The organism is Actinomadura meridiana (assembly GCF_039537545.1).
GTDB classification, from domain to species: Bacteria; Actinomycetota; Actinomycetes; order Streptosporangiales; family Streptosporangiaceae; genus Spirillospora; species Spirillospora meridiana.
The window spans coordinates 68,036-86,982 of record NZ_BAABAS010000001.1 but is presented as its reverse complement, the minus strand read 5'-3'; the positions used below and the strand labels follow the sequence as shown (position 1 = coordinate 86,982).

At 67.2% G+C, this 18,947-nt stretch carries 15 protein-coding genes and 1 riboswitch; of the genes, 4 read left to right on the top strand and 11 right to left on the bottom strand.

Annotated features, from left to right (window positions below; all coding sequences use genetic code 11):
* Positions 1–16: 16 nt before the first annotated feature.
* The gene (locus ABD808_RS00375) at positions 17–1,438 is read right to left on the bottom strand and encodes a serine hydrolase (protein WP_344887660.1); all 1,422 of its coding nucleotides are present in this window, start codon (positions 1,436–1,438) and stop codon (positions 17–19) included.
* 182 nt (positions 1,439–1,620) lie between these two features.
* On the opposite strand from ABD808_RS00375, the gene add reads away from it, so the two are divergent.
* Positions 1,621–2,619 (top strand): adenosine deaminase, encoded by a 999-nt coding sequence (gene add / locus ABD808_RS00370; RefSeq protein ID WP_344887657.1) that lies wholly within the window; start codon positions 1,621–1,623, stop codon positions 2,617–2,619.
* Between the two features lie 429 nt (positions 2,620–3,048).
* On the top strand, positions 3,049–3,336 hold the full coding sequence (locus ABD808_RS00365) for a hypothetical protein (protein ID WP_344887654.1): 288 nt from the start codon (positions 3,049–3,051) through the stop codon (positions 3,334–3,336).
* A 97-nt stretch (positions 3,337–3,433) separates the two neighbouring features.
* On the opposite strand, the gene ABD808_RS00360 is transcribed toward ABD808_RS00365, so the two are convergent.
* From ABD808_RS00360 to ABD808_RS00340, 5 genes are all read right to left on the bottom strand, one after another.
* Positions 3,434–5,971, bottom strand: a complete 2,538-nt coding sequence (locus ABD808_RS00360) for an ATP-dependent Clp protease ATP-binding subunit (protein ID WP_344887651.1) — start codon at positions 5,969–5,971, stop codon at positions 3,434–3,436.
* A 721-nt stretch (positions 5,972–6,692) separates the two neighbouring features.
* Positions 6,693–7,016: a histone-like nucleoid-structuring protein Lsr2 gene (locus ABD808_RS00355; protein ID WP_344887648.1), complete on the bottom strand. Its 324-nt coding sequence runs from the start codon at positions 7,014–7,016 to the stop codon at positions 6,693–6,695.
* A gap of 1,067 nt (positions 7,017–8,083) precedes the next feature.
* Positions 8,084–8,752: an RDD family protein gene (locus tag ABD808_RS00350; RefSeq protein ID WP_344887645.1), complete on the bottom strand. Its 669-nt coding sequence runs from the start codon at positions 8,750–8,752 to the stop codon at positions 8,084–8,086.
* A 4-nt stretch (positions 8,753–8,756) separates the two neighbouring features.
* Positions 8,757–9,602 carry an RDD family protein gene (locus tag ABD808_RS00345; RefSeq protein WP_344887642.1) on the bottom strand — a complete coding sequence of 282 codons (846 nt, stop codon included), beginning with the start codon at positions 9,600–9,602 and terminating at the stop codon, positions 8,757–8,759.
* A gap of 4 nt (positions 9,603–9,606) precedes the next feature.
* Positions 9,607–10,128: an amino-acid N-acetyltransferase gene (locus ABD808_RS00340; RefSeq protein ID WP_344887639.1), complete on the bottom strand. Its 522-nt coding sequence runs from the start codon at positions 10,126–10,128 to the stop codon at positions 9,607–9,609.
* 289 nt (positions 10,129–10,417) lie between these two features.
* A riboswitch (cyclic di-AMP (ydaO/yuaA leader) is annotated at positions 10,418–10,623 on the top strand.
* 105 nt (positions 10,624–10,728) lie between these two features.
* On the opposite strand from ABD808_RS00340, the gene ABD808_RS00335 reads away from it, so the two are divergent.
* Positions 10,729–11,658, top strand: coding sequence for a C40 family peptidase (locus tag ABD808_RS00335; RefSeq protein WP_344887635.1), 930 nt, complete (start codon positions 10,729–10,731; stop codon positions 11,656–11,658).
* Between the two features lie 410 nt (positions 11,659–12,068).
* Here ABD808_RS00335 and ABD808_RS00330 read toward each other — a convergent pair whose 3' ends face one another.
* Positions 12,069–12,299, bottom strand: a complete 231-nt coding sequence (locus ABD808_RS00330) for a transcriptional regulator (RefSeq protein ID WP_344887632.1) — start codon at positions 12,297–12,299, stop codon at positions 12,069–12,071.
* A gap of 495 nt (positions 12,300–12,794) precedes the next feature.
* Between ABD808_RS00330 and ABD808_RS00325 the strand changes: the two genes are divergently transcribed.
* Positions 12,795–13,817, top strand: coding sequence for a LacI family DNA-binding transcriptional regulator (locus tag ABD808_RS00325; RefSeq protein ID WP_425548870.1), 1,023 nt, complete (start codon positions 12,795–12,797; stop codon positions 13,815–13,817).
* 18 nt (positions 13,818–13,835) lie between these two features.
* Here ABD808_RS00325 and lysX read toward each other — a convergent pair whose 3' ends face one another.
* From lysX to ABD808_RS00305, 4 genes are all read right to left on the bottom strand, one after another.
* On the bottom strand, positions 13,836–15,329 hold the full coding sequence (gene lysX, locus ABD808_RS00320; RefSeq protein ID WP_344887626.1) for a bifunctional lysylphosphatidylglycerol synthetase/lysine--tRNA ligase LysX: 1,494 nt from the start codon (positions 15,327–15,329) through the stop codon (positions 13,836–13,838).
* 68 nt (positions 15,330–15,397) lie between these two features.
* Complete coding sequence (locus ABD808_RS00315; protein ID WP_344887623.1) at positions 15,398–16,180, bottom strand: type III pantothenate kinase; 783 nt, start codon at positions 16,178–16,180, stop codon at positions 15,398–15,400.
* Positions 16,181–16,194: 14 nt separating this feature from the next.
* On the bottom strand, positions 16,195–17,052 hold the full coding sequence (nadC, locus tag ABD808_RS00310) for a carboxylating nicotinate-nucleotide diphosphorylase (RefSeq protein ID WP_344887620.1): 858 nt from the start codon (positions 17,050–17,052) through the stop codon (positions 16,195–16,197).
* Entirely contained in the window at positions 17,049–18,836 is a 1,788-nt protein-coding gene (locus ABD808_RS00305) for an L-aspartate oxidase (protein ID WP_344887617.1), read from the bottom strand. Before ABD808_RS00305 ends, nadC begins: the two co-directional genes overlap by 4 nt.
* Positions 18,837–18,947 lie beyond the last annotated feature (111 nt).

Below are 18,947 nucleotides of genomic sequence, written 5' to 3'. Positions count from 1 at the left end.
GTTCTGGGGTCGGCCCTCAGTGGCGGGCGCGGCCCTTTTCGAAGGTGTCCATGGCCCGGCCGAGTTTCGCGAACTTCTCGGTGTAGGAGAACGGGTAGATGCCGGGCGGGGTCTGCGGGCGTCCGGCGTCGATGTACTGCGTGCCGAGGTTCGAGAAGACGACGATCACGTAGCTTCGTCCGCCCTGACCAGGCAGAGCGTGGACGATTCCCGCGTCGGCGGCCGAATTGTTCACCCAGCCGGTCTTGTGCGCGAACGTGACCTCGGCCTTCTTGTTGCAGGGACGGACGTCCCGCCCGAACTTGTTGCCTTCGACGGTCACGGTGCCGTCCGCACCGATCCACCGAGACGGGGTGGCATTCGGCAGGCCAGGCGCCGGGTAATCGCCGCCGCACCAGTTCGTGCTGGAGAGCATGTCATTGAAACCCTGCTGCGCCAGCTCGTCACGGAAGAACTTGCGGGAGGCCGGGCTCAGCACATCATCAGCCTTCACCCGCTTGCCGCTCGGGGCCCGCCACAGGGTCCCGGCGGCGCCATTCACGAGGGTCAGCAGTTTGGCGGTGTCGAGCGAACTCATCGTGATCTCGTTCGACCACCGACCACCGTTGGACGCCCTGGTCCCCTTGAGTTGCAGGGTCTCCAGGCCAAGGTCCTGGAACGTCTTGTTCAGCGGATCGACGGCCTTGTGGTCGTGCAACAGCTTGATCAGCGCGCAGGACGCGCCGTTGGACGACCACGTGAGCGAGGCGTCCATGTAAGCCCGCACGGTGTTACTCGTCGCGTTCCCGCACAGCGGGCTGATCTCGGTCGGGTTGTAGGCGTAGGTGTCGTCGAGCTTGATCTCACCCTGGTCGACGAGCCGCAGCACCCCGAAGTTGACCATGAGCTTCAGCACGGACGCGGGGTAGTCCAGCATGTGGTCGAGCGGAGCATTCTCCCTGCCCGGAACCACATCGATGGTGCCTTGCCCCTTGTTCTTGTACCAGCCCGCGTCATCCCACTGGCGCCACCGCACGCTCTTGGTGGACAGGTTCCGGTCGACGGGCACGACCACGCCGTTCTTGTAGGTCGGGCTCATCAGCACAGTCCCGGACGAAACAGGGCGACCATGCCTGTCCAGTTCGATGATGGTGGCGTCCATCTGCGGCTGCTGCACGATCGGCTTGGGGTCAGCCGCAGCGAACGCACGCGCCTGCTTCCCATCCTTGTCCACGGGATTCCGCATTGTGCGCAACTGCGCCGTGGACGGCGGCGCCGTATCGAGGACCTCCTGGAACCCCAACTGGTCCATGACCAGGCGCAACTGCTCCGCGACCTTGCTCGTTCCCTGACCCTCCGCGACATTTGCCGCATCGGCCTGGACGGGACTTGCGACAGACCCCACCAGCGCCGCCGCGGTCAGCGTGCCGATGGCCCCGTACACCCACCTGTGTTTCACCAGTTCCCCTTCCCCCGGTCAGTGAAGTTGATCATTCTAGGCCGACAACAAACGGCCCCCAAGCACCAAGCTCATGATGCTCCCCTGACCCACCGCCAGTGTGGGAACTTCACGAGGAGTACAGCGGCCAACCGATCCATAATGGTTGGCCGAGGCGACCAGGCATCCCGTACCGTGCGCGCGTGCGCGATGTGACGAGCCTGCCCAAAGCCCATCTACACGTCCACCTGGAGAGCACCGTGCGGTGGCCCACGCTTCGCGAGATCGGCGCCGCCAACGGAGTGGAGGTGCCCAGCGACGTGGGCACGTTCGGGAGCTTCGCCGCCTTCTTCGCACAGAACGACCTCGTCCGCGCGTGTCTGCAACGTCCCGCCGACTTCCGGAGGGTCGCCTACGAGTTCTGCGAGGAGGAGGCCGCGCAGGGCGTCCACTACGCCGAGGTGTCCTTCACCGCCGCCGGGCATGGCGAACGGCTCGGCGACCTCGACATGCCGCTGACGGCCGTCCTGGAGGGTCTGGACGCCGGCGAGGATGCGTTCGGGATCCAGTGCCGCCTCATCCTCGACCACTCCCGGCGCCGCTCCGTCGAACGGGCCTGGCGAACCCTGGACCTCGCCCGCCGCCATGACGGCGTCGTAGCCGTGGGACTCGCCGGAGACGAGTCCCACCCCGGCGCCCCCTTCGACGACGTCTTCGCCGCCGCCCACGACGCGGGCCTTCACATCGTCCACCACGCGGGCGAAGGCGAAGGCCCCGCCAGCATCCGCCACGCCCTGGGCCCAGGCCGCACAGAACGCCTAGGCCACGGCATCCGTGTACTCGACGACCCGGACCTGGTAGCCGAAGTCCGAGAGCGCAAGATCCCCCTTGAGGTATGCCCCTCCTCAAACGTCGCCTTGGGCTTCGCCTCCACGCTCAAAGACCATCCTCTCCCCCGCCTCCGCGACGCGGGCCTCATCGTCACCCTCAACACCGACATTCCCGCCCTGATCGGCACCCCCCTCTCCACCGAGTACGCCCGCGTCCGCGACGCCTTCGGCTACACGGACCAGACACTCGCAGACCTCGCCCACTCCAGCGTCGACGCCTCCTTCGCCCCCACCCCCACCAAGACCCGCCTCCGACAGGCCATCAACACGTGGCTGGAACCCGTCCGCCGAGACACCCAGGGCCGAAACTGACGCATCTCGGTCGTTGGTGCGGAGCGGGAATGCATGCTCTCCCGGACGCACGCGTCTCGCGGGGGGGTGGGGGCGTGGACGTCCGGTAGAAGACTTCCGCGCCGCGGGTGTCTCGCGGGTCTGCCCATCCCGTTGACACCTCGCTCCATTCGATCACAAGTTCGAACACTATGGTCCACCTCCGACATCTACGGTGGCGGACGCCAGCGACCCGAGGGCCTAGAACGGCTACCTGTGGATAACTTGACCGTTGCCCCGGATGCCCCCTCCGAAGTGCTGGGCTCCCGTCCACCCGCGGCTCGCGTCTGGGCGCTCGGATGCGAGCGGGTGCCGCGTCGCGCATTCGGGACTGGTCCCCGTCCAATCTCACTACGCTGCGGCTGGCGGAGGAGGGGCGGTGGTCATGCGGTTCCCGTCTACGTCACGGCGTTGGTCAAGAACGTCGGTACGGCACCCATCGACCCACAGGGCACCTTCGACTACATCAAGGTGTACGACGGGGACGGCGACGCCACGGAGACTCCCACCGAATTGGGCGATTTCCCTGAGTGCGAGGACGGCGAACTCGACAAGCTGGCGGTCGGTGAGCACTTCACGCACTGCAACCTCTACACAACCGGCGAGGGATACGGCGCCGCCAAGGTCGTGTTCACCGAGAAGGTCTCCGTGGACGGCGGGGACTCCAGGGAAGTAGCGATCACCTGGGCCATGCCCTAGCCGCAAGTCCCACAAGGACGTCCCGTACAACGCGCCGCGTACGAACGCGGAAGGGCCCGCGCCGGACGGATCCGGTGCGGGCCCCTCAGGGACGTTCTCAGTCCTTGTTGAAGTTGACCGCGCCCTCGATGGGCGGCGGGCTGTCGGGGACGGTGGTCGGCTTCGGAACGCCCTTGAACGTGAACTTGGCGTTCTCGGCCGAGCCTTCCTTGTCGTTCGGGTCGAAGCCCTCGGTGCCGACGATGACGATCTGGCCGGCCTTCAGCTCGCTGTAGAGGATCTTCTCGGACAGGCTGTCCTCGATCTCCCGCTGAATGGTGCGGCGCAGCGGCCGGGCGCCCAGGACCGGGTCGTAGCCGCGCTGGGCCAGCAGGTCCTTGGCCTCCTGGCGCAGCTCGAGGCCCATGTCGCGGTCCTTGAGCCGGTCGTCCACCTTGGCGATCATCAGATCGACGATCTGGATGATCTCCTTCGGCGTGAGCTGGTGGAACACGACCGTGTCGTCGACGCGGTTGAGGAACTCGGGACGGAAGTGCTGCTTGAGCTCCTCCGACACCTTCGCCTTCATCCGGTCGTACGAGCCCTGCTCGTCGTTCTGACGGGCGAAGCCCATCGACACGCCCTTGGAGATGTCCTTGGACCCCAGGTTCGTCGTCATGATGATGACGGTGTTCTTGAAGTCCACGACACGGCCCTGCGCGTCAGTCAGGCGGCCGTCCTCCAGGATCTGCAACAGGCTGTTGAAGATGTCCTGGTGGGCCTTCTCGATCTCGTCGAACAGCACGACCGAGAACGGCTTGCGGCGCACCTTCTCGGTGAGCTGGCCGCCCTCCTCGTACCCGACGTAGCCGGGCGGGGAGCCGAACAGCCGCGAGACGGTGTGCTTCTCCATGAACTCGGACATGTCGAGCTGGATCAGCGCGTCCTCGTCCCCGAACAGGAACTCGGCCAGCGTCTTGGACAGCTCGGTCTTACCCACACCGGACGGGCCAGCGAAGATGAACGAACCACCGGGACGCTTGGGGTCCTTCAGACCGGCGCGGGTACGCCGGATCGACTGGGACAGCGCCTTGATGGCGTCCTCCTGGCCGATGACGCGCTTGTGGAGTTCGTCCTCCATGCGCAGCAGCCGGGTGGACTCCTCCTCGGTCAGCTTGAACACCGGGATGCCGGTGGCGGTGGCGAGGACCTCGGCGATCAGCTCGTCGGTGACCTCGGCGACGACGTCCATGTCGCCGGCCTTCCACTCCTTCTCCCGCTGCGCCTTCTGGCCGAGCAGCTTCTTCTCCGAGTCGCGCAGCGCCGCGGCCTTCTCGAAGTCCTGCGCGTCGATCGCGGACTCCTTGTCGCGCCGGACGTCGGCGATCTTCTCGTCGTACTCGCGCAGGTCCGGCGGAGCGGTCATCCGGCGGATGCGCATCCGCGAACCGGCCTCGTCGATCAGGTCGATCGCCTTGTCGGGCAGGAACCGGTCACTGATGTACCGGTCGGCCAACTGCGCGGCCGCGACCAGCGCGCTGTCGGTGATCGACACGCGGTGGTGCGCCTCGTAGCGGTCCCGCAGGCCCTTGAGGATCTCGATCGTGTGCGACAGCGACGGCTCGGCGACCTGGATCGGCTGGAAACGACGCTCAAGCGCCGCGTCCTTCTCCAGGTACTTGCGGTACTCGTCCAGCGTGGTGGCGCCGATGGTCTGCAACTCGCCGCGGGCCAGCATCGGCTTGAGGATGCTGGCGGCGTCGATCGCGCCCTCGGCGGCGCCCGCGCCGACGAGCGTGTGGAGCTCGTCGATGAACAGGATGATGTCGCCGCGGGTGCGGATCTCCTTCAGCACCTTCTTCAGGCGCTCTTCGAAATCACCGCGGTACCGGGAGCCGGCGACCAGTGCGCCCAGGTCGAGGGTGTAGAGCTGCTTGTCCTTGAGCGTCTCGGGCACCTCGCCCTTGACGATCTTCTGGGCAAGGCCCTCCACGACGGCGGTCTTGCCGACGCCGGGCTCCCCGATCAACACCGGGTTGTTCTTGGTACGGCGGGACAGCACCTGCATGACCCGCTCGATCTCTTTACCACGGCCGATGACCGGGTCGAGCTTGCCCTCGCGAGCGGCCTGCGTGAGGTTGCGGCCGAACTGGTCGAGGACGAGGGAGGTGGACGGAGCCGACTCCGAGGGACCGCCGGAGGCGGCCGGCTCCTTGCCCTGGTAGCCGTGCAGCAACTGGATGACCTGCTGACGCACCCTGTTCAGGTCGGCGCCAAGCTTCACGAGGACCTGGGCGGCGACGCCCTCGCCCTCACGGATCAAACCCAGCAGGATGTGCTCGGTGCCGATGTAGTTGTGGCCGAGCTGCAAAGCCTCACGCAATGACAGCTCAAGGACCTTCTTGGCACGCGGAGTGAACGGGATGTGCCCCGACGGCGCCTGCTGGCCCTGGCCGATGATCTCCTCGACCTGCTGGCGCACCGCCTCAAGACTGATCCCCAGGCTCTCCAGAGCCTTGGCGGCGACGCCCTCACCCTCGTGGATCAGGCCCAGGAGGATGTGCTCGGTGCCGATGTAGTTGTGGTTGAGCATCCTGGCCTCCTCCTGGGCCAGGACGACAACACGCCGCGCGCGGTCGGTGAACCTCTCGAACATCTCGTCGCTCCTCACAGAGCGGTTGGGCAGAGTCCGGATCGTCCGGAACTGTCCTTCCGCATGCTAGCCCGCCCCGAGGAGGCCACCCTGGTGCACTCCCACCAGGAGACGTTCCCCAGCTAAGCGCTGTTCAGTCTCATCCAACTACCGCACCGGTGCGTCATGTTCCCACTACGCCCCAAGCGAACGGGCCCTTTCCGCAGGTCGATCAAGGCGCGTGCCGGAGCACCGAATGAGGTGAGGTGCCATCGCCACCGCCTCACCACCGCACCACGCGCTAGGGCAAACCGCCCCGCCGCTACGCCACAAGCGAACGCGGCCGGAGAGCGCGCGCGGGCGAACAGCGTCAGAAGAGCCCGGGGCGGACCGGAGTGGACGGACGCACGCGAGAGATCAGAGCGAACTACAGATCAACTAACAGAGCCGTGCGAACGCGGGGCGGGTTCACGTCAAACGGACCCGGGGTTCGAGCGAGCTGCGCGGCGGAGGGCCGAGAAGGGCGACGCGCCCGAAAAACGCGGCAAGCGAAAGTGCCACGGGCGGACGCGGGGTTAGAGAACGGCGGCGCAAGCGAACTGGGCCACGCGAAGGCGGGGCACAGGAACGGCGCCGTACCACGAACTCGTCGGACGTATGGCGAGTGCGGTGAACTGAAGCCGAACTGAGGGCAGGCTAACGGCCCGTCTCATGAACCGAGACGGGCCGTCGGGTGGCTGAGCGGTCAGTTGGCCGCCTCGTACTGTTCGATCACGTGGGCCGGGATCCTGCCGCGCTCATTGACCTTGATGCCATTGTTCTTGGCCCAGGCGCGGATCTCGGCGCTGCGCTCACGGCTGGACGCTCCGCGCTGCCGGCGGCGACGGGTGGCCGTGCCCGCCTTGCGCGACTTCTCCACGAACGGCTTAAGAGAATCCCGCAGCTTACCTGCGTTGGTGCCACTCAGGTCGATCTCGTAGGAGGCGCCGTCGATCGAGAACGCTACGGTCTCGTCCGCCTCGCCACCGTCGAGGTCGTCGACGAGAAGCACCTGAACCTTCTGTGCCATGGGGACAGACCTTTCGGCTTGAGCAAACTGCATTCGGTTGACAAACATATACCGAGAAGCGCGCCGATGACAATTCCACCCCGGGCTTGAACCGACACTGCCGCCGAAGTCGTCTTCACGACCGTGACCGGGCGTAATCGCGTCGTCGTTTCCCGGCAGTACGGCGGTGCGCGCCAGGGTACGGACGCGGCCCGTCAATTTGTCCCCGGGTAGCGCGACCGGTGCGGTGTTTTCGGGCGTGACCCATGCCACCTCGCGAGGCGCTGACCTGGGCGGGCGCTCGCGCATTGGGGTGGGTTTGCGGACGCCTCCGGCTTTCGGACGGGCTACAGGACCGGAGAAAAAGATCCCGCGGACGACCTTAACGGGCAGCCCACGGGGACACCGTCGCCGTCGATTAGCCCTGGCGTAAGGGGACTAACCACACCCGCGCGGTAATGCGGCCGGGAGCCGCCGCTCCTCCGCCGCGTCGACGTGATCAGCCTCCACGCCGGGCGAGGTGGACGGATAACACCCGGTCGACCGGCGCCGAAAATCGGTTGCCACCGCCTCGTGACGGGAAGTCACCATCCGCGGTCCTCACCTAGAAGCGACCGGCACTGTCCATCCCGGAATCGGGAGATTGCGACACAATCCCACCTCCGCCCCACTTCTTCAAGCCGCGTCCGAGTCCGGCCACGGGCCCGTACGGTTCGGACCTCATCCAAGCGTCCAGGCGGAGCGAAAGGTTCGTACAGAGGGAGGTGTCGCCCCATCCGGAGTAAGTCCAGAACGCTATGTGGAGCGCGGTCTGCCATGGCGTGCCGCGCCGAAGGTCAACGGCTCGGAAGAGGCAACTCAAACCGGAGGAGGCGTCCGGGACAAGACACATCTCGCGCCGATTCGGGGCCGTAACCTGATCGAGCTGGCTTTAGCCGTCCGAACGCGGCGCGTCCGAAACAGACCGGGCATCTTCACGAAAGCCGGTTCGGGCCGGACATGGCCTCTCCGGCCCGCCCTGGAGGGCTCTCAGCCGGAGGAGTCGGGTCGATCGGGCCCCGGTTCGGACGAGCGCGCGCGAGAGGCTCTCAGAAGGCCGATGAATCTGTGGGCGGGCGTTTTACGACCAGCGTCCCCGCGATCCTGTCGTGGACGGCCTGGCGGTTCGTGCCCTCGTACATCGCGCCCGCGTTCGCCACCCAGAAGAGGCTGGCGAGTAGCCCGGCGACGGGAATCGGCCGGGCCGCGATCGGCAGCGAATAGATCGCGGCGCGGAGAACCGCGCGTCCGACGTCCAAGGGGGCCTGGTCGTCGACGAAGACGTTCCGCGTACTGGCTCCTTCTACGGGCCCTGCGTCAGGCTCCTGCTTCTCGTCCGAATCGGCCGTGGGCGGCGCTGTGGCGGCTGCTGAGCCCGCGTCAGCGTCCGAGGTCCACGACGATGGGGGCGCCAGCTCGGCCGCCTCACCGTCGCGAGTCACGGCGATCGCTGAATCGGTCACTGAATTCGCGCCGGGAACGCCGACGACGACCTCTATACCGGCGACGCGCTTGCCGAGTGTCCGTCCCCAGAGCGCCAGCTGAATCGACTCGTACAGCAGCATGCACCCGGCCACGGCGGGCGGAGCGACCACGTCCACCGCATGCGCTGCCACTACAGCGCGGACGACGACAATGACCGGCACACCAACGATGAGCGTGTCGATGATGCGCGCCAGGAGACGCTGCCCCGGTTCGGCGAGCGGTGCCTCCGTCACGGGTCTATTCCGCGTACTCGTCGTACTCGTCGTATCCGACCCGCTCGTCAATGACGAGCGTGCCGGCGAAGCGGTCGTGAAGAGACTGGTGCAGAGGCTGGTCCCAGATCGCCCACAGGTAGGCCATCAACGCACCCGCCCAGACGAGCACCATCCCGTATGCGGCGTAGTCCCAGACCATCACCGCGACGACGAGGAAGAAGAAGACACCGACCTGATAGCCCACATGGACGATCCCTGCGCGCCAGATGGCCTGCGTGGTGGTCAGTGGTTCTCCGCCAGGTGCCTGGACGATGCCGAGACCCATGACCCGCTTGCCGAGAGTCCGTCCCGACATGGTCAGTTGGACGGCCTCGTACAGCAACGGCAGCACCGACAGAACACAGAACAGAGTGAAGATGATGGGCCAGTTCCACACACCGCCCTCGTCCTCTGTCTTGCTGCCGGGCTTGCCCAACCCGAACGCACCGATCGTGATGGGCAGGACGAGCGCGAAACCGAAAACCGCCACAAGCGCGTTGTCGAGGATCCGCGCGGCGGCCCGGCGGAGTATCGGAGCCAGCGGCTGGTCGCCGCCGTTGGAACCGCCGTACTGGTCATAGGACGAGTCGTACGCCTCGTCATGCCCGGGCTGGTCCCCCCACTGCTGTTGCTGCCACTGTTGGGTTCGTGGCTGAGGCTGTTGCTGGCGTTGAGGCTGTTGCTGGCGTTGATGCTGCGGCTGGGGTTGGCGGGGCTGCGACTGGGGTTGCGGTTGCTGCTGGGGTCCTCGATACGGGGGCGGCGGGCCGTACGACCCCTGCCCCTGCTGCGGCTGGTGTCGCCGCCCACGGTCGGGGAAATCGCTCATTCGGTCAGCCCTCCAGGCGAAGCAACATCCGGGTGTTCCCCAACGTATTGGGCTTGACCCGATCGAGGTTCAAGAACTCCGCAACGCCTTCGTCGTAAGAGCGGAGAAGCTCCTCGTACACCTCTGGCGCCACCGGAGTCCCGAGGATCTGCTCGAAGCCATGCCGCGTGAAGAACTCCACTTCGAAGGTAAGGCAGAACACCCTCCGCACGCCGAGTTCCCGCGCGGTCTCCAGCAGACGGACGACGATCCGGTGCCCGATGCCACGTCCGCCGTACTCCTTGTCCACGGCGACGGAGCGGACCTCCGCGAGGTCCTCCCACATCACGTGCAGCGCGCCGCAGCCCACGATCGGCCCAGGAGTGCCGTCCTGGATGTCCTCGGCGACCCAGAACTCCTGGACGTCCTCATACAGCTTCACCGTGGACTTCTTCAGCAGGCGTCGTCCCGAACCCGCGTACAGGTCGACCAGCCTGCGGATCTCTTGAACGTCGGCGGTACGGGCTCGCCGGATCACGACCTCCACAAACAGGCGAGATTATCGAACGCGCGGCGTTGCCCGACTTCCGGCAGGGGCTTAACGGAGGCTTGGCAAGGTCTTGCATGAGGCGCCGTCCACACCAAGTAACTAGTTATAAGCGACCACGCGGGGCCATGACCCGTCGAAAAGTGAGACGGGCCACACCTTTCGGAACGGCGACACGCCCTCTCCTTCCCACCGACAGGCCGTGCCACGTGCGTTTTCGCATGTTCTGGTTGGCATTCCCTGCCGGTTCCGTTAGTGTCCTGCGCTGACGTCGGCCTTCCGCAGGACGGAGGCCGCACCGCCGAGTCCCCGGGTCGCAACCAGTGCCCCGAGGAGCCGGGGACCCACTTCCGGAGCCTTCGGGGACCTCCCCCGGGCTGACGCCGTGAGGGGTGAATCCGCGACCGCGTGGAATCGATCCGCGCGCCACCCGTGGACGGGCTACTCCAGCCCTAACCCGTCAGCTAACTCGGTAGGCGGACGAGGAGAGGAGAATTCGTGGAGCCATCGCGCCCTGCTTCCTTTTCACGATCTGCTCGGTCACGCTCCCGGCACTCGTCATCAGGTCGCGCGGCATGGTTCCGTGGCCGGACGATCACCGTGGTCGGCGCCCTAGTGGCGGGCCTTTCGGTCGTACCGCAGACGGTCGGCACGGCCAACGCCGATCCTGAGCCGTCCACCAAGGAACTCAGGACGAAGGCGTTCAAGCTCGCCGACCAGCTGGAGCAGCTCACCGAGCAGTACAACGGGCTGAAGGTCAAGCTCGCGCAGTCGCAACGCGCCGCCAAGGTCGCCACCGACAACGCCGAGCGGCAGGAGAAGACTCTCCAGGGCCTTCGCGAAAAGGTCGGCTCTCTGGCCGCGACCAGTTATATGCAGGGCGGCTCCGACCCCACAGTCTCGTTCGTCGCCTCGCAGGACCCGCAGGCCGTCCTCGACCAGGCGTCCACGCTTCGCTACTTCGCCAAGCGGGACAGCAGCAAAGTCCTCATCCTGATGCAGGCCATGCAGGCCGCACAGCGCGCGCGCAAGTCCGCCGAGGCCCGCTCCACGCAGGTCAAGGAATTGCGGACACAACTCGACTCGCAGCGCAAGAAGGTCACGGACGCCTACGAGAAGACCCGCGGCAAGCTCGTCGAGCGCGACCCCAGCATGCTCGCCAAGCTTCCCGTCATCGGCACCGGCAAGGCCGCACAGGCGCTGCGGTACGCGATGGGCAAGCTCGGCGACCCGTACGTCTGGGGCGCCGCGGGTCCCAGCACCTTCGACTGCTCGGGCCTGACGATGTGGGCCTACCGGCAGGTCGGCATCAACCTGCCGCACTACACCGGCAGCCAGTTCAACGCGGGCACGCACGTGTCGCGCAGCCAGCTCCAGCCGGGCGACCTCGTGTTCTTCTACTCCGACCTGCACCACATGGGGATGTACATCGGCGGCGGCAAGATGATCCACGCCCCCCACACCGGTGACGTCGTGAAGATCGCCTCCATGTCGGGACGTCCCTTCGCGGGCGGCGTCCGGGTCGCCTGACAGCGTCGACTTCGACCGGGCGCGGCCGGGCTCAGGATCGGTGGAAACGCGCGCCTGGTCTGTCTTTCTGAGAGTTTGTCGACCTCAGGTCGCCGTGGCAGGTCGCTGTGGCGTGCCGCGAGCACAGAAACGAGTGCCGAGGCGATTCCGGACACATTCGAGATTTCCCGGGCATATTCGAGAGATCCCGGGCAATCTTCACAGGATCCAGGGCCCGTTCACGACATTCCGGGCACATTCGAAAGAACCAGGGTCTTCTGAACGCCGTCCAGCGGCGACGCCTCCCGCAGGGACCTACCTGCCGGGACGTGGGCGCCGCCGCCGCGGGGTCGGACGGAGGTTCAGAAGAGTTCGCCGCCTGGATTCCGGTGACGCCCGCCGTCCCCGGACGAGCGTCATTGGTACTGCTGCTAGATGAGCTGCCTTCGGGCCGCCCACACCACGGCCTCGATAGGGGTGTTGACCTCCAGCCGGTCGCAGATGGTCCGCAACCGGCGCCGCAAGGTCCGGGCGCTCAGTTCCAGCTTTCGTGCCGCCACATCGGCGGTGACACCGCTGGCGATCTGAGCGAGGAGCCGAATCTCCTCCTCGTTCAGTCCATAATCGTCGGTGCCACGACGTGCGAGTGTGGCCTGTTCCACTCCGTCCTCCCTCGTCCGTGGTGATGACCGCGGGGATGCAGCCGTCCGCTGCACAGGCACGGGTTGGCCTCGATCTGTACGCGCGTTGGGTTGCCGGGTCCGGAGCCCCTCCGGACTCAGATCATCGGTTGGGTTCCTTTTTATGTCTCACGCGCTTGGCCGGAGGTGGCCGTTGGGCCGATTGCGGGGGTGTCAGGGGGAACTCCGGGTGACGATTCACACGTTGGCAAGCAGAGGGAGACGGGATGAGATCGCCAGCCATCCGCACCCGCCCCTTCTCCTTGAACTCGCCAGATCTCGCCGTGGTCGAAGATCGTGAATCGTTTCAAGCTACGCTTCGGCTCGGAACGCTAGGCGGCCGGATCCGGCCCGTCAAGCTCCGGTTCAGTGCAATCTGCACCCGATTGGTCGCGGTACGTGACCGACCATTCGCGGATGCACGATGCAAAACGCCACTACCTGGGGAAACACGCCTGGGACGGGACGAGGAGCGAGTTGCCACAGACCAGTATTCGTGAGGTCGCGAGGCGTGCTGGAGTCTCAGTTGGGACCGTTTCGAATGTCCTAAACCGGCCAGACCTCGTGGCCGAAGCTACCCGTAATCGTGTTCGAGCAGCGATCGAGGAGCTCGGATTCGTCCGGAACGAGTCCGCTCGGCGGCTCCGCAAGCGTCCGGAACGCACCGCCGGAGAGTTCGGCAACGAGCCGCGACGCGCGTTCGGCGTCGTCGTCGAAGACCTCGCCGACCCGTACGCGACCGCCGTCGTCAGCGGGGCCGAGGCCGCGCTCAACGCGGCGGGCCACGACGCGCTCTGGCTGTCCAGCGACCACTCGCCCGCCAAGGAGCGGCGCTCGGTGGATCTGCTGGAGGAGCAGAACGCCGCCGGCGTCCTGATCATCCCGGTCGGGCTCGGCTCCCGGGACATCTCCCGCCTCCGCGCCGCCGGAATGAGCGTGGTGCTGATCGACCGGGACGCGTCCGATGTGTGCTCCGCCCAGGTCGACCATGTCGCGGGCGGCGAGATCGCGGCCGCGCGCCTGCTCGGCATCGACCGTGAGCGGATCGCCTTCGTGACCGGCGTCCCCGAACCTCAGCCGTGCGTGGAGCGCCGTGAGGGCGCCGCCCGCACAATTGTCGAAGCGGGCTTCGGAAAGCCGCCAACGCTCGTCCAGGACGCGCTCAGCCCCATCGAGGGGCAGGCAGCGGCCCATGAGATCCTGGCGATGTCGCCGCGGCCGGACGGCGTGTTCTGCGCCAACGACCTGCTCGCCATCGGCCTGATCAACGAACTGATCCGGCTCGGCGCCCGCGTCCCCGAGGACATCGCCGTGATCGGCTACGACGACATCGAGCTGGCCGCGAGCGCCGCCGTCCCGCTCACCACGATCCGGCAACCGCGCCGCGAGCTGGGCTGGGAGGCCGCCGAACTGGCGCTGGCCGAGATCCGCGAGGGCAAGTCGCACCAGCACCGCCAGGTCGTCCTGCGACCCGACCTGGTGATCCGCGAGAGCGCCTGACCCCGCGCGGCCGTCCGGTTACTGTTCGGGCTTGACCAGCGGGAACAGGATGGTCTCGCGGATCCCCTTGCCGGTGAACGCCATGATCATCCGGTCGATCCCGGCGCCCATCCCGCCGGTGGGCGGCATCGCGTACTCCAGTGCGCGCAGGAAGTCCTCGTCGAGTTGCATGGCCTCGGGGTCGCCGCCCGCTGCCAGCAGCGACTGCTCGGTGAGACGGCGGCGCTGCTCGACCGGGTCGACGAGTTCGGAGTAGGCGGTACCCAGCTCCGTCCCGAAGCCGATGAGGTCCCACTTTTCGGTCAGAAGTGGTTCCGCGCGGTGCTGACGGGTCAGTGGCGACGTTTCGACTGGGTAGTCCATGACGAACGTGGGCGCCACGAGGGTGTGTTCGACGAGTTCTTCGAACAGTTCCTGGACGAGCTTGCCCTGGCCCCATTTCGGGTCCCAGGAGATGTCGCGAGCGTCGGCATGCTTGCGGACGTCCTCCAGCGGCGTGTGCGGGGTGACCTCCTCGCCCAGCGCGTCCGAAACCGCACCGTACAACGTGATCCGCGGCCACTCCGGAACGCCCAGATCGACCTCGACACCGTCATGGACGACCACCGTCGTGCCCAGAGCCGCGACAACCGCCTTCTGGTACATCCGCTGGGTCAGAACGGCCATGTCGTTGTAGTCGAGATACGTGCCGTAGGCCTCAAGCATCGTGAACTCGGGGTTGTGCGTGGAATCCGCGCCCTCGTTGCGGAAGTTCCGGTTGATTTCGAAGACCTTCTCGATGCCGCCGACGACGAGCCGCTTCAGGTACAGCTCGATCGCGATGCGCAGATACAGGTCCATGTCGTAGGCGTTGATGTGCGTCCTGAACGGACGGGCCGTCGCGCCGCCATGGATCGGCTGCAACATGGGCGTCTCGACCTCGAGGTAGCCCTCCTCGTGCCAGAAGTCCCGTACCGCGCGGACGGTGTCGCTGCGGAGCCGGGCCATCCTCCTGGCCTCGTCGTTCACGATCAGGTCGACGTATCGCTGCCGGACCCGCGCCTCCGGGTCGGTCAGACCCGCGTGCTTCTCCGGCAGGGGACGCAGGCACTTGGACGTGATCGCGAACCGGTCCGCCATGATCGACAGCTCGCCGCGGCGGGACGTGATGACCTCGCCCTCGACGCCGACGTGGTCGCCGAGGTCGACATCGCGCTTCCAGGCGTCGAGCTGATCCTGCCCCACCTTGGCGAGCGAGAGCATGATCTGGATCTCGCCGGTGCCGTCCTTGACGGTCGCGAAACACAGTTTCCCGGTGTTTCGGACCAGCATGACGCGCCCCGTGACGCCGACCTTCTCGCCCGTCTCGGTGCCCGGCTCCAGGTCCGGATGTTTCGCGCGGACGTCGGCGATCGTCGCCGTCCGGGGAAAGGTCACCGGGTAGGGGTCGATCCCGTTCGCACGGAGCCGGTCGAGCTTCTCCCGGCGCACGCGCATCTGCTCCGGGAGCTCGTCGAAGGTGTCGTCACTCACGCCCAAAGGCTATCCAGCCCGTCCGATGCACCGCGAACGACTTACCCAGGATCGCCGGATGGCCTTGCCTACACGGTGTTGCGTTCGTAGATGAGGCGCAGGCCAATGAGGGTGAGCCACGGTTCGAAAACGTCGATGCAACGCGACTCTTCCAAGACGAGGGGTGCGAGGCCGCCCGTCGCGATGACGGTGACCTCACTGGGGTCGGGCGCCAGTTCCCGCGCCATCCGCTCGACGATCCCGTCCACCTGCCCGGCGAAACCGAAGATGATCCCGGACTGGAGCGCCTCGACGGTGTTCTTCGCGACCACGCTGCGCGGCCTGACCAGCTCGATCTTGTGCAGCTGCGCGCCGCGCAAGGACAGCGCGTCGATCGAGATCTCGATGCCGGGCGCGATCGCGCCGCCGACGTACTCGCCCTTGGCGGAGACGGCGTCGAACGTGGTCGCCGTACCGAAGTCGACGACGATCGCGGGACCGCCGTGCGTGTGGACGGCCGCCAGCGCGTTCACGATGCGGTCGGCGCCCACCTCTTTCGGGTTGTCCATCCGGACGGGAACGCCGGTCTTGACACCGGGCTCCACGATCACCGCGGACACGTCGCCGTAGTACCGGCGGCACATCTCGCGCATCTCGTGCAGGACTGATGGAACCGTGGAGCACAGTGCGATGCCGCTGATGTCGGTCTCGGCCAGCAACGGGCTCTGCTGGACGAGGCCCTGCAGGACCACCGCGATCTCGTCGGCGGTGCGCCGGGGATCGGTGTTGATCCGCCAGTGCTCGATCACCTCGTCGCCCTCGAACAGGCCGAGGACGGTCTGGGTGTTGCCGACGTCGATGGAAAGCAGCATCAGGTCCCCGCTGATCAGGTGAAGTCAAGGCCGATGTCGAACACGCGGGCCGAGTGACTCAGCGCACCGACCGCAAGGTAGTCCACCCCGGTCACGGCGACGTCTCGAGCCCGGTCCAGGGTAAGCCCACCGCTGGCCTCGAGCTCCGCCCGCCCGTCCACGAACCGGACCGCCTCGGTCATTTCGGCGTCGGTCATGTTATCGAGCAGGATGCTCCGCGCACCCACCGCGATGGCTTCTTCGACCTGCGCGAGGGTGTCGCACTCCACCTGGATGTGGAGCGACGGGTATACCGCGCGTATCGCTTCGTAGGCCTTGGTGATGCTTCCAGCGGCCGCGACGTGGTTGTCCTTGATGAGGGCTGCGTCGTACAGGCCCATGCGATGGTTGACCCCGCCGCCACACTTCACGGCGTACTTCTGTAGGGCACGAAGGCCGGGGAGGGTTTTCCTAGTGTCTCGGACCTTGGCCTTGGTGCCGGACATCGCGTCCATCCACTTCCGAGTGGCCGTGGCTATGCCGGACAGGTGCGTGAGCAGGTTCAAGGCCGTCCTCTCAGCGCGCAGGACGGCCCGGGTGGGCCCGCTCACCGAGATGAGGACCTGCCCTGGGACGACCCTGTCGCCGTCCTCGACCTTCGCCTCATAGGCCACGTCCAGCGCCTCGAACACGACGCACGCCACGGGCACGCCCGCGACGACGCCGTCCTCGCGGGCCTTGAGGTCCCCGGCCGCGACGTCCTCGGGCGCGAAGATCGGCATGCTGGTCACGTCGACCTCGCCGTCCTCGGCCAGCGCCGTCCGGACGAGGTTATCCACAACCTGTGGATCGAGCCCGGCGTCGCTGAGCAGCTGCGAGAGTTCAGGAGTCATGAGCGCTTTCCTTCCCGAGATTCGTACGTGGTCGTCAGGACGTTCCCCTCCAGCCGCGTGACGAGATGGCCTCGCCATTCCTCGTCACGCGGGTCGGGGAAGTCCTCCCGCCAGTGGCTACCCCGCGTCTCCTCCCGCCGCCGCGCCGCCGCGACGATCGCGGACGCCACGGTGTGCAGATTCGTGGCCTCCCACGCCCCAACCCCGGAGCCCGAGCTGGCCCCCGCCAGCCCGGCCAACTCACGAGCGGCGACCTCCAGCCCGTCCTTCCCCCGGAACACCCCGGCATAGGCCGTCATAACCCGTTGCACCTCCCCCCGCACAACCGCCCCGACCGCCTCGTCCCCAGGCCCAACCAACACGCTCGCGGCGTCAGCCACGCCCACAACCACCCCACCCTCGCCATCCGCCACAACGCTCGCCGTCTCCTTCGGCACGGCGCTCGACACAACATCCGACCCAGCGAGCGGAGCACCAGGCAACTCGCCGTCCGACCCGGCGGGCGGCGCGGACGTCTGGGCGGCGGGTGTGGTCGGGGTGGTCAGGTCGGTTTGGAGGGCGGTGGCTATGCGTTCGGCGAAGACAAGGCCTTCCAGGAGGGAGTTTGATGCCAGGCGATTGGCACCGTGGACGCCCGTGCAGGCGACCTCACCGCAGGCGTAGAGGCCGGGGACGGACGTCCGTCCATGCAGGTCTGTGCGGACGCCCCCGCTCGAGTAATGGGCGGCGGGGATGACCGGGATGGGTTGGGTCACCGGGTCGATGTTGTGGTGCCTGCACGCGGCGAGGATGGTCGGAAAGCGGTTCTCCCACATCTCCGCGCCGAAGTGGCGTCCGTCCAACAGCATGTGGGACGCGCCGGTCTCGCGCATCCGGTTCATGATGCCCTTGGCGACGACGTCGCGCGGGGCGAGTTCGGCCAGTTCGTGGCGTCCGACCATGAAGCGTTCGCCCGTGTGGTCGACGAGGTGCGCGCCCTCCCCTCGGACGGCCTCGGAGATCAGCGGCTGCTGGCCGCGCGCGCCCTCGCCGAGCCAGAACACGGTCGGGTGGAACTGGACGAACTCCAGGTCGGCGACGTCGGCTCCGGCGCGTAGCGCGAGCGCGACGCCGTCACCCGTGGAGACCTCGGGGTTCGTGGTGGCCGAGAAGACCTGGCCGAGTCCGCCGGTGGCGAGCACGACGGCGCGGGCGCGGACGGCGCCGACGCCGCCCGGCTGGCCCTCGCCCATGACGTGGAGGGTGACGCCCGCGGCGCGTCCGGTGGCGTCCTTCAGCAGGTCGAGGACCAGGGCGTGCTCGATGACCTCGACGCCGGAGTCCTTCAGCGCGGCGAGGAGCGCGCGGCTGATCTCCGCGCCGGTCGCGTCCCCGCCCGCGTGGGCGATGCGGCGCCGATGGTGGCCGCCCTCGCGCGTCAACTCGATGTCCCCGGCGTTGGAATGGTCGAATGCGGCACCGAGTTCGATGAGGCCGCGGACGGCGTCCGGCCCTTCGGTGACGAGCGCCCGGACGGCGTCCTCGTCGCACAGGCCGACCCCGGCGGTGAGCGTGTCGGCGAGGTGCTCCTCAGGCGTGTCGTCAGGGGCGAGCGCCGCGGCGATCCCGCCCTGCGCCCAGCGGGTCGACCCCGCGTCCAGGAGGGCCTTGGTGACGAGCAGCACCCGCCCCTGCGGGCGGCAGCGCAACGCGGTGACAAGCCCGGCGATCCCGGAGCCGACGACGACGACGTCGGTCTCGGTCGTCCAGCCGGGCGCGGGGGCGGTGAGAACGGAAGGGATCATGAGCCCTCCAGGGGAAATCGGTTCTCGTCATTATGACCCTAACCCCGGAGTGCTCGAACGCCCGCCCCCCACATTCCGCACAAACCCCCACCCCACAAACCCCCGCCACCC

Coding starts and splice junctions, on each gene's coding strand:
- ABD808_RS00360 (WP_344887651.1), bottom strand. CDS start 5,971: ATGTTCGAGAGGTTCACCGACCGCGCGCGGCGTGTTGTCGTCCTGGCC.
- ABD808_RS00355 (WP_344887648.1), bottom strand. CDS start 7,016: ATGGCACAGAAGGTTCAGGTGCTTCTCGTCGACGACCTCGACGGTGGC.
- ABD808_RS00345 (WP_344887642.1), bottom strand. CDS start 9,602: ATGAGCGATTTCCCCGACCGTGGGCGGCGACACCAGCCGCAGCAGGGG.
- ABD808_RS00315 (WP_344887623.1), bottom strand. CDS start 16,180: ATGCTGCTTTCCATCGACGTCGGCAACACCCAGACCGTCCTCGGCCTG.
- nadC (WP_344887620.1), bottom strand. CDS start 17,052: ATGACTCCTGAACTCTCGCAGCTGCTCAGCGACGCCGGGCTCGATCCA.
- ABD808_RS00305 (WP_344887617.1), bottom strand. CDS start 18,836: ATGATCCCTTCCGTTCTCACCGCCCCCGCGCCCGGCTGGACGACCGAG.